The organism is Mesorhizobium sp. (genome assembly GCF_004962925.1).
In the GTDB taxonomy this organism is placed as follows: Bacteria; Pseudomonadota; Alphaproteobacteria; order Rhizobiales; family Rhizobiaceae; genus Mesorhizobium.
Genome location: NZ_SUEO01000003.1, coordinates 63,527 through 73,201, shown reverse-complemented (window position 1 = coordinate 73,201; position 9,675 = coordinate 63,527). Strand labels below are relative to the sequence as shown.

Here is a 9,675-nt window from a genome sequence, read left to right as displayed (position 1 = left end):
GGCCCGGATCGCCAGGAGGTGCGCCGCATCGCCGACGAGGTGAAGGCGAAGTTCCAGGCAAATCCGCTGCTCGGCGCCGTTCACGACGATTGGCTGGAGCCGGTTCCGGAGATGAAGCTGGTGATCGACCAGGATCGCGCCCGTGCGCTCGGCGTCACCTCGCAGCGCATCCGCCAGATGCTGCAGGCAACCATGTCCGGCGCGCCGCTCGACGATTTCCGCGACGGCGAGGAGACCGTTTCGATCGTTGCCCGCGAACCGGAGGCGAGCCGTCACCTGCTGTCGGCGGTCGACTCCGTTTCCATCCCGACGGATTTCGGTGGCTTCGTGCCGCTATCGCAGGTCGCCAAGGTCGTACCGGTGCTGGAGCAAGGCGTCGAATGGCGGCGCGACCGCCTGCCGACCATCAGCGTGCGTGCCACGCTGCCGGATGGCGTGCAGTCGAACGACGTCGTGATGAAGATGTACAGCGAGATGCAAGGCCTGCGCGACGGTCTCGCACCCGGCTACAACATCGAGATCCAGGGCGGCGCCGAGGATTCGGCAGAAAGCCAGGCCTCGATTGCTGCGAAAGCTCCAATCATGCTGGCCGTCATCGTCGTGCTGCTGATGATCCAGCTGCAGCATTTCGGCAAGGCGATGCTAGTGCTGGCGACCGGTCCGCTTGGCATCATCGGTGCAGCGGCAGCACTTTTGATCAGTGGCGCGCCTTTCGGTTTCGTCGCCATTCTCGGCGTGATCGCGCTGCTTGGCATCATCATGCGCAACTCGATCATCCTGGTCGACCAGATCGATCAGGATATAGCGTCCGGCATGGAACGCTCGGAGGCCATCATCGGCTCGGCGGTCCGCCGCTTCCGGCCGATCATGCTGACGGCGCTGACGGCAGTCCTGGCGCTGATCCCGATTTCGCGCGGCGTCTTCTGGGGTCCGCTCGCCTACGCCATGATGGGCGGCATTCTCGTCGCGACCGTGCTCACCATCCTCGTGCTTCCGGCAGGTTATGCCTTGTTCTTCGGCAGGGAGCGCAAGAAGGCCAAGGACGCCGAGCAGGCGGCCGAGCCGAAGCTGGCAGAAAACGACGACAGGCCGCGACTGCCTCTAGCGGCCGAATAGAGTGGCGGCCGAATAGAGCTGTTGGCAGATGTGACGTCCAGGGGTTAAATCCGCCCACCGGCAGGAGCGCTGGAGGAGGACGTCATGACCGTAGCTCAGACACCGGTGGCGCTGCGCCAGCCGATCGACGGGCACCATCGCAAGATGTTCGTCGATGGCGCCTGGGTCGACGCTTGCTCGGGCCGCACCATGGAGACCCGCAATCCGGCCACCGGTGCGATCATTGCCACCGTGCCACGCGGCGACCTCCAGGATATCGACTTGGCGGTGGCCGCGGCGCGCAAGGCCTTCGACGGGCCGTGGAGCCGGTTCAGGCCCTATGAGCGGCAGGTGCTGCTCCTCAAGATCGCCGACCTCTTCGAAAAGCACTGGGAGGAGATCAGCCGCTCGGACACGACCGACATGGGCATGCCGATCGTGCGCACCCTGGCCAACCGCAACCGTGTCATCGGCATGCTGCGCTATTACGCCGGCATGGCGACGTCCCTGCATGGCGAGACGATCGAGAACTCGCTGCCGGGCGAAATCGTCTCCTTCACGCGCAAGGAGCCGGTCGGCGTCGTCGGCGCCATCATCCCCTGGAACGCACCAACGGCCGCTTCGATCTGGAAGATCGGGCCGGCGCTTGCCACCGGCTGCACGGTGGTGCTGAAACCTTCGGAAGAGGCGCCGCTAACGCCGCTTTTGATCGCCGACATCATGAACGAGGCTGGCGTTCCGCAAGGCGTCGTCAACATCGTGACCGGCACCGGCGCCGAGGCAGGTGCGGCACTTGCCGAGCATATGGGCGTCGACAAGATCGTCTTCACCGGCTCGACGGCAACCGGCCAGTCGATCGTCCGGGCGTCGGCCGGCAACCTCAAGCGTGTCTCGCTGGAGCTTGGCGGCAAGTCGCCGGTTATCGTCTGCGCCGACGCCGATCTCGATAGAGTGGTGCCGGTGGCGGCGATGTCGGTCTTCGCCAATTCCGGCCAGATCTGTATCGCCGGCTCGCGCCTGTTTGTCGAACGCTCCATCCATGACGAGTTTGTCGAACGGCTGGCGGCCTATGCCAAGGGTCTCAGGATCGGCGACGGCATCGACCCGGCAACAGAGATCGGCCCGCTCGTCTCGGAAAAGCAGCTGCAACGGGTCGCCTCCTATCTCGAGGCCGGCACGGCGGAGGGCGCGACCCTCGTCACCGGCGGCACACGCCTTGTGGAGGGTGCGCTGGCCGCCGGCAATTTCGTCGCGCCGACGGTCTTTGCCGGCGTCTCGGACGACATGAGGATCGCGCGCGAGGAAATCTTCGGGCCGGTCATTTCGGCGCTGCCGTTCGATACGCTCGATGAGGCGATCGAGCGGGCCAACAACACGCCCTACGGTCTTGCTGCCGGGGTCTTCACCCGCAATGTCGCCACCGCGCACCAGCTATCGCGAAAAATCCACGCCGGCTCGGTCTGGGTGAACACCTATCACGCCATCGATCCGGCCGTGCCCTTCGGCGGCTACAAGATGAGCGGCTACGGCCGCGAGGGCGGCGCCGAGCACCTCGACGAGTATCTCAACACCAAGGGCGTGTTCATCAAGATCGATTGAGCCTGGGCGGCGCGGTGCCGGCGCCTGTGACAATGCGTTGGAGTCACAATCATCTGGCTGCCGCCAATGGCCGAGATGCCCGTCCTCAGCCGGCGAGATATTCGAGCATGATGTCGATCAGCGCTCTGACTTTGCGTGGCGGGAAGTCGCCGGGAGGACGCACCACATAAAGCCCTGCCGCGACCACAGGGTGGTCGGCGAGGAGGGGGATGAGCGCACCGGAGGCGATGTGGGGCTCGATCAGGAAATCCGGCAGAGCCGCCACGCCGAGCCCGGCCAGCGCCGCCGAAAGGAGCGCTTCGCCATTATCCGCCTTGAAACGACCGTGAGGATGGACCGCGATCGTTTTCCCTCCCTCGACGAACCGCCATGCTTCGGTCCCCTGCAACAGGCATTCGTGAGCCGCCAGTTCGCCAAGTGTTTGCGGTGCCCCATGCCCTGCGATATAGGCGGGGCTGGCGACAAGCATGCCGGATATGGGCCGAATGCGTCTGGCGATCAGGCTGGAGTCAGGCAGAATTCCCGCCCTGATTCCCGCGTCGAAGCCCTCGGAAATCAGATCCACGAAACGATCGCTGTAGGCTGCATGAACATGCAGCAAGGGATGGCGTCGAGCGAGTTCGGCAAGAACCGGTGCGACAAGCCTCGGCCCGCCAGACAGGGGCGCGGCGATACGCAGAAATCCGCGCACCGCGCCATCGGGTGCTATCGCATCCTGTGCCGCCTCGAACTCGCCGAGGATGCGAGTGGCGTGGTCGCGGAACGTCGCGCCGGCCTCCGTCAAGGCGGCGCCGCGAGTCGTGCGAGAGAGCAACTGGCTTCCGAGCGTTTCCTCCAGCCGAGCCAGTCGGCGGCTGACGACGGATTTTGCGACGCCCAGCCGCCGCGCGGCAGGCGATATGCCTCGCCCCTCCGCGATCTCCACGAAAGTCCTGACGTCCTCGATCTCCATCGGCGTTCCGCTTTCAGCAACAATCAATCGCAAAATCGGAGGCTACCTTAAGCCGACAGGGAACGCCATCCTTTGTGGGTCAAGTTCATCCGGCATAGCCGCGCCGGACCAACCCCATGGAGAAATAGATGAGCGTGCAAGACGTGTGGAAATACGAAGAATCTGCGCTGGTGCTGATCGACTACCAGCCGGAAATGTTCAGCCAGATCCGATCCGAAACGCCGGCCAACCTGGTCGAGCTCAACGTGCGGCTGCTGATCAGGGCTGCACGGGCTTTCGACATGCCCGTAGTCCTCTCGACGGTCGGTGTAAACATGGGTGTCAACGGCCCCACGGTTCCGGCGATCCTCGCCGAACTGCCCGGCATCGAGGTGATCGATCGCTCGACAATGAACTCGTGGGAGGACCCGGCCTTTCGCGCCGCGGTCGAAAAGACCGGCCGCAAACGGCTGATCATCGGCGCCCTCTGGACCGAGATCTGCCTTGCCTTCCCGGTCATCGATGCGCTCAAGGACGGTTATGACGTGGCTTTCCCGGTCGACGCCGTCGGCGGTCGGTCGCAGCTTGCCCACAGCACGGCGATCCAGCGGCTCACTCATGCCGGGGCGGTCCCCAGTACGGCCTTGGCAGTCGTTACCGAACTCTTCCGCGACTGGGCGGGGCCGGTGGCCGAGAAGGCCCGTGCGCTGGTGTACTGGTATTTCGAGGAGCTTGCGAAGCTGCAGGATCCGGCCGCAAAGGCCGCCTGAAGCCACCATAGTCGGAGAGGCGGGGAAGCCTCTGACAGAGCCGATTTTCCCGCCTTTCCGCCGGTAGCACAGACCAGCCTCGCATGGTCGGCTCCCCGGCCGCCAGTTTCCCTTATTTTCGAAAGGACGATCAAAATGAAAACTCAAGCAAGCGCCGCTCGCGGCCCGACCAATCGTTGGAGCCTGGCGCTGTGGATCGCACAGGCGCTCCTGGCTCTCCTCTATCTGGCAGCCGGTGGTGCCAAACTGACACAGCCCATCGACGTGCTCGCCGGGAGCATGAGCTTCGTCACTCATGTACCGGCAGCCGTCACACGGCTGATCGGCACTCTCGAAGTGCTGGGCGCTGTCGGTCTCATCCTGCCGGCCGCGACGCGGATCAAGCCCTGGCTGACGCCGCTGGCGGCTGTCGGGCTTTCGTTCGTACAGGTGGGGGCGGTCATCACGCATGCGCTGCTCGGCGAGACGGCGAAGACGCTGCCCATCAACCTGACGCTGCTCTTCCTGTCCCTGTTCATTGCTTGGGCCCGGCTGCGGAAAGCGAGAATCCCGGCTCGGTGAGCATGGTGAGTCAGAAGAAAGGTGGGCCGGCCTCGCGTTTGCGGATCACGACGCACCCTTTGACGCCGCATATCTACCGACATCAAGCCTCTGGAGCTTCAAAATGCAATTCGGAATCTTCTCTGTCAGCGACGTAACGCGCAACCCGATCACAGGCGTCACGCCGAGCGAGGCGGAGCGGATCGATGCGATCGTCAAGATCGCGAAACGGGCGGACGAGGTCGGGCTCGATGTGTTCGCCATCGGCGAGCACCACAACCCGCCCTTCTTCTCGAGCTCGCCGACGACTCTGCTCGCCCATATCGCCGCGCAGACGCAGCGCATCATCCTCAGCACCGCCGTGACGCTCATCACGACCAATGACCCGGTGAAGATCGCGGAAGACTACGCGATGCTGCAGCACCTCTCGAAGGGGCGGATGGACCTGATGCTCGGCCGCGGGAACACAGTGCCGGTCTATCCCTGGTTTGGGCAGGACATGCGCGATGGCGTCGCACTGGCGCTCGAGAACTACAATCTGCTCCACAAGCTGTGGCGCGAGGACGTTGTCGATTGGCAAGGCAAATTCCGGACCCCACTGCAAGGCTTCACGTCGATCCCGCGGCCGCTCGACGACGTTCCTCCTTTCGTCTGGCATGGGTCGATCCGCACCCCGGAGATCGCCGAGCAGGCGGCTTTTTACGGGAACGGCTATTTCGCCAACAACATCCTTGCGCCCAACTTGCACTTCCTGCCGCTGGTGAACTTCTACCGCGAGCGGTTCGAGCATTACGGACACGGCACCGAGGAGCAGGCCGTCGTCGGGCTTGGTGGCTATGCCTTCATCGCGAAGCGCTCGCAGGACGCATACGACCGATTCCGGCCCTATTTTGAAGGCAGTCCCATTTACGGAAAGACCTATCGGCTGGAAGAATATTCGCGCGATACGCCGCTCAGTGTCGGCAGCCCGCAGGAGGTTATCGACAGGACGCTGACCTTCCGGGAAGGCTTCGGTGACTATCAGCGGCAGCTCTGGGTTCTAGACGCCATGGGGCTGCCGCTTGAGATGGCTCTCGAGCAGGTTGAACTGCTGGGCACTGAGGTGGTGCCCGTGCTCCGCAAGGAGATGGCGGCGCGACGCTCGCCGGGCGCCGCCGGAGCCCCGACGCACCAGAGCCTGGTGCAGGCCAAGTATAGAGACCAGCCGCCGCGTCAGCCGCGCCCGAATGCCAATCGCGGAGACAACCTGACGGGCGTCCGGCCGTATCACGATACTGACGAAAGCGTCACAGCCAGCCCTCCGCTGGTCGTGGGGCAGGCCGCGCGGTTCGGCAATATCACGCCCGCGGAGCGGTAGCCCCTCTGGCGGTGCCTCCAAGGAAAGGATTCGAGAGATGACGAAGACCATCGGGAACAGCGGCGAGCCCATGCGGCTCGTCGTGGTGAACGCAGGCGTAAATGATCCCTCGACAACGCGGACGCTGGCCGACCGCATCGCGCAGAAGAGCATCGAACGCATCACCGCTGCAGGAAAGACCGCCGTCCTCAGCGTCATCGATCTGGCTCCGCTTGCAGTCGATATTGCGCGTGCCGTGGTGGCCGGTTTTCCCGAAGCTAAGGTGCAGTCAGTCATCGACACGCTTGGCGGCGCGGATGCCGTTGTCGCCGCCACGCCAGTGTACAAGGCCGGTATGAGCGGGCTGTTCAAGTCGTTCATCGACATCGTCGACAACGACCTGCTTATTGCCAAGCCGGTGATCCTCGCCGCAACGGCCGGCACCGCACGCCACGCGATGGTCGCCGACGAGCAGATGCGCCCGCTGTTCGCTTTCCTGCGCACTTTTCCCGTTCCGACGTCGATCTTTGCTGCCCCGGAGGATTGGGGGTCGCCGGAGCTTGGCGGTCGCATCGATCGAGCTGCAACCGAGCTCACCCAGTTCCTGCTGAGCGGCGCCGGCCGATCCATCGCGGACGCGGCATGGCAGGGCTACCAACACCAGTTCGGAGGCAATGCGACGCGGGCGGAGCGCAGCGCCGCCGATGTCAATTTCGACACCGATCTGATGAGGCTGGCGGCAGGAGGCACGCTGCAGCACGGCTGATCGTCAGGGACTGATTGTCATCTCCAACAAGTGCGCGCGGAAGGTGCAGCCGTGTCGCGAGATCATCGTGTGGAGCTTCTATGAACGGTCCGCCCGCCGCGCCAAGCGTGAAAGGCAATCGGAACCAAACTGCGTCCAACGCCTCTTGTCGCCGAACTCATCCACCATAAATCAAATCACGAAGCCGTAGGTTGGTGAGTCATGAAGCCAAAGATTGGTGTCGTCACTCTTGGGGTCGATGACCTAGCGCGATCCCTTGCGTTCTATCGCGACGGCCTCGGTTTGCCCACAAAGGGTATTACCGCCGAAGACTTCAAAGGAGACGATACGCATCCCGCGGGGGCCATAGTGATGTTTCACTTGGAGGGCGACCTTACCCTTGCCCTTTATCCTCGAAGCGAGCTTGCCAAGGATGCGCACCACTCCATTGGGGCTCCAAGCTCCACAGAGTTCAGTCTTGGGTACCTTGCCGGTAGTAGGACGAGGTCGATCAAATACTGAACCAAGCGAAAGCAGCGGGAGCCACGCTCACTGACGCAGCTCACGACCGACCTTGGGGTATTTATTCGGGATACTTCAAAGACCCGGATGGCCACCTCTGGGAAGTCATTTGGAATCCATAACACCGCAACGGGTCACCAAGGCAACCGTCCCCGCGTGACTGATCCGCCTAACTGTTCCGCAGCTGTTTTCAGTTGGCGGCTGGCGTAGGCAGATCCCCACTATTCGGCCACGGTTCTCAGAGCCAAGACCATGCTCGCCATCCCGCCTCGTTTCGCGGCGGTCTTCTCGCCGCGGGATTCAGTCCGCGTGCCTTGGAACTAATGACGTGCGAGACTGTTCAGCTGTTACTTCGATACGACGCTGACGTGCCCGGTCGGGCTGGGTAAGCGGCGATCTTGAGGAGTCTCTCACCATGAAGATTTCGTCCAGGTTTCGTTCAGTCGCGGTTGCCGTCATCGCCGCCGCGGGAGTTAGCTTTGCCAGCGCCGCGCATGCCGACAGCGGTACGATCCGCTTCGCCATCTACAAGGCGGCCTTCTTCATCGGTGGCGCCGGAGGCGAGGGCACGCTGACCTTCCATGGTCGCCGATATCCGATCTCGGTCGGCGGCATCTCGGGCGGCCTCGCCTTCGGTGTCTCCAAGACCTATTTCAAAGGTACCGTGCGCCACATACGCCGCGCCAGAGATGTGACGGGGGTGTACGGTGCAGCGGGCGGTGGCGGCGCGCTCGGCAAAGGGGCCCAGGTGATCGTCATGACCAATGACAAGGGCGCCCAACTCGAACTCACAGGCAGGCAGGTAGGCCTGCAAGTCAACGCCGATCTCAGCGGTATGAGCATCACGGTGAAGTAAGGGCCGTCACTCCGTTCGTCATTCCTTGGATGGGCCGGAAAGCCACCCAGGAAGTGCCGTTCGACCGCAGAATCGAGCGCCCTAGGCTCTCGCGGGCCAGATCCAGGCGTGACCCTGTCAGCGGCTTACGCTATGCCGGCCTTCTGGCGCTTTTCTCGGACATTTTGACCCTGGCGTCCCCGAGCATCCGAGCAGCGCTCGCCGCCCATCCACGGTCGGAGCAGAAGGGCAGGAGCAGTCCATTGTAGGATCGGACCCTTCAAGGAGCGCTGAGCACAAGTGGCGCTATTGCGCCGCTTCCGCGAGCTGTCGGCAATACTGTGTAAGCCGACGCGTATCCAAGTTGCTCACGCCGAGAAGGAGCCCCTGCCACGGGGGTGATCGGACACACCATTGAGAGAGGGGCGACGGAGCCAAGCCGAACGAGCGGGCGCGACGGGCGATCTCCACGTCCGACAGAGAGGCGGTTATCGAGACAATGACGGCCAAGCCAGCGGTGGCTTCGACTTTCAGCGACACCGACCCGACCTGTGCGAGGCCGTCGAGCAGGGCCTGCCGCCGAGACGCGTAGAGGCGCTTCATGCGCCGCAGATGCCGAATATAGTGCCCCTCGCGCAGGAACTCGGCCACCGCGCCTTGTAGCGCTAGGGCTGGAGCCGGCGCCAGGCAGGCGCATACGTCACCGAACCGGCCAGTCAGTTCGATGGGCGCAACGACGAACCCGAGGCGCAGAACTGGGCTGATCGTCTTGCTGAAGCTGCCAATGTGCAGGACCCGTCCACCGTGATCGAGCGAAGCGAGCGCTGGAGCCGCCCGGCCGGTCAGCTGCAACTCGCTCAGATAATCGTCCTCGATGATCCAGGCGTCGCTCCGCCGAGCCCAAGCGAGCAACGCAAGCCTGCGGGTCAAGGACATCGTCATCCCGAGCGGCGCATGTTGGCCTGGCGTGACGATCGCCAGCGCTGCGTCCTGAGCGCTCCGGACGCCGGAAGCGACATCCAGGCCTTCGGCGTCGACCGGAACGGCCGTCACGGTGATGCCGGCCAGATCGAGCGCTTTGCGTGTGATCGGGAAGCTCGGATCCTCGATCAATGCTCGCGATCCCTCGACCTGCAGAGCGCGCACCGCCAGACCGAGCGCCCCGGAATAGCCTGCCGTGACGAACACTTGGGCGGGACTGCACCGAAGAGCCCGCGCGATTCCGACATAGGCCGCGATCTCCTTTCGCAGCTGCGGATCGCCCCGTGGATCGGGATAGCTGACCGGCGCGGCCGCCGCCCG

The 9,675-nt window shown here is 63.9% G+C and carries 10 protein-coding genes and 1 pseudogene; 9 read left to right on the top strand and 2 right to left on the bottom strand.

What is annotated here, in order from left to right:
* Both E5W87_RS01890 and E5W87_RS01885 read left to right on the top strand, forming a co-directional pair.
* Positions 1-1,026: pseudogene (locus E5W87_RS01890) on the top strand (efflux RND transporter permease subunit); the annotation flags it as partial.
* A 174-nt stretch (positions 1,027-1,200) separates the two neighbouring features.
* Entirely contained in the window at positions 1,201-2,694 is a 1,494-nt protein-coding gene (locus E5W87_RS01885) for an aldehyde dehydrogenase family protein (protein ID WP_292393439.1), read from the top strand.
* A gap of 85 nt (positions 2,695-2,779) precedes the next feature.
* On the opposite strand, the gene E5W87_RS01880 is transcribed toward E5W87_RS01885, so the two are convergent.
* Positions 2,780-3,646 carry a LysR family transcriptional regulator gene (locus E5W87_RS01880; protein WP_292393437.1) on the bottom strand — a complete coding sequence of 289 codons (867 nt, stop codon included), beginning with the start codon at positions 3,644-3,646 and terminating at the stop codon, positions 2,780-2,782.
* 128 nt (positions 3,647-3,774) lie between these two features.
* Between E5W87_RS01880 and E5W87_RS01875 the strand changes: the two genes are divergently transcribed.
* The 7 genes from E5W87_RS01875 to E5W87_RS01845 all read left to right on the top strand — a co-directional run bounded on the left by E5W87_RS01875 (position 3,775) and on the right by E5W87_RS01845 (position 8,394).
* The gene (locus E5W87_RS01875) at positions 3,775-4,395 is read left to right on the top strand and encodes a hydrolase (RefSeq protein ID WP_292393435.1); all 621 of its coding nucleotides are present in this window, start codon (positions 3,775-3,777) and stop codon (positions 4,393-4,395) included.
* Between the two features lie 135 nt (positions 4,396-4,530).
* Positions 4,531-4,956, top strand: a complete 426-nt coding sequence (locus E5W87_RS01870) for a DoxX family protein (protein WP_292393432.1) — start codon at positions 4,531-4,533, stop codon at positions 4,954-4,956.
* A complete protein-coding gene (locus tag E5W87_RS01865) occupies positions 4,913-6,292 on the top strand; it encodes an LLM class flavin-dependent oxidoreductase (RefSeq protein ID WP_292393430.1) in 1,380 nt (459 codons plus the stop codon). Before E5W87_RS01870 ends, E5W87_RS01865 begins: the two co-directional genes overlap by 44 nt.
* Positions 6,293-6,329: 37 nt before the next feature.
* On the top strand, positions 6,330-7,037 hold the full coding sequence (locus E5W87_RS01860) for a CE1759 family FMN reductase (RefSeq protein WP_292393428.1): 708 nt from the start codon (positions 6,330-6,332) through the stop codon (positions 7,035-7,037).
* Positions 7,038-7,238: 201 nt separating this feature from the next.
* Entirely contained in the window at positions 7,239-7,538 is a 300-nt protein-coding gene (locus E5W87_RS01855) for a VOC family protein (RefSeq protein ID WP_292393426.1), read from the top strand.
* Positions 7,532-7,660 (top strand): VOC family protein, encoded by a 129-nt coding sequence (locus E5W87_RS01850; RefSeq protein WP_367118787.1) that lies wholly within the window; start codon positions 7,532-7,534, stop codon positions 7,658-7,660. The genes E5W87_RS01855 and E5W87_RS01850 overlap by 7 nt, the downstream gene beginning before the upstream one ends.
* 293 nt (positions 7,661-7,953) lie before the next feature.
* On the top strand, positions 7,954-8,394 hold the full coding sequence (locus tag E5W87_RS01845) for a hypothetical protein (protein WP_292393424.1): 441 nt from the start codon (positions 7,954-7,956) through the stop codon (positions 8,392-8,394).
* Between the two features lie 285 nt (positions 8,395-8,679).
* On the opposite strand, the gene E5W87_RS01840 is transcribed toward E5W87_RS01845, so the two are convergent.
* Positions 8,680-9,675, bottom strand: a 996-nt coding sequence (locus E5W87_RS01840; protein WP_292393421.1) for a PLP-dependent aminotransferase family protein, incomplete at its 5' end; no start/stop codon positions are given.

Bases quoted from the DNA above. Each gene is read 5' to 3' on its own strand.
- E5W87_RS01885 (WP_292393439.1), top strand. From the start codon at position 1,201: ATGACCGTAGCTCAGACACCGGTGGCGCTGCGCCAGCCGATCGACGGG.
- E5W87_RS01880 (WP_292393437.1), bottom strand. From the start codon at position 3,646: ATGGAGATCGAGGACGTCAGGACTTTCGTGGAGATCGCGGAGGGGCGA.
- E5W87_RS01875 (WP_292393435.1), top strand. From the start codon at position 3,775: ATGAGCGTGCAAGACGTGTGGAAATACGAAGAATCTGCGCTGGTGCTG.
- E5W87_RS01870 (WP_292393432.1), top strand. From the start codon at position 4,531: ATGAAAACTCAAGCAAGCGCCGCTCGCGGCCCGACCAATCGTTGGAGC.
- E5W87_RS01860 (WP_292393428.1), top strand. From the start codon at position 6,330: ATGACGAAGACCATCGGGAACAGCGGCGAGCCCATGCGGCTCGTCGTG.
- E5W87_RS01855 (WP_292393426.1), top strand. From the start codon at position 7,239: ATGAAGCCAAAGATTGGTGTCGTCACTCTTGGGGTCGATGACCTAGCG.
- E5W87_RS01845 (WP_292393424.1), top strand. From the start codon at position 7,954: ATGAAGATTTCGTCCAGGTTTCGTTCAGTCGCGGTTGCCGTCATCGCC.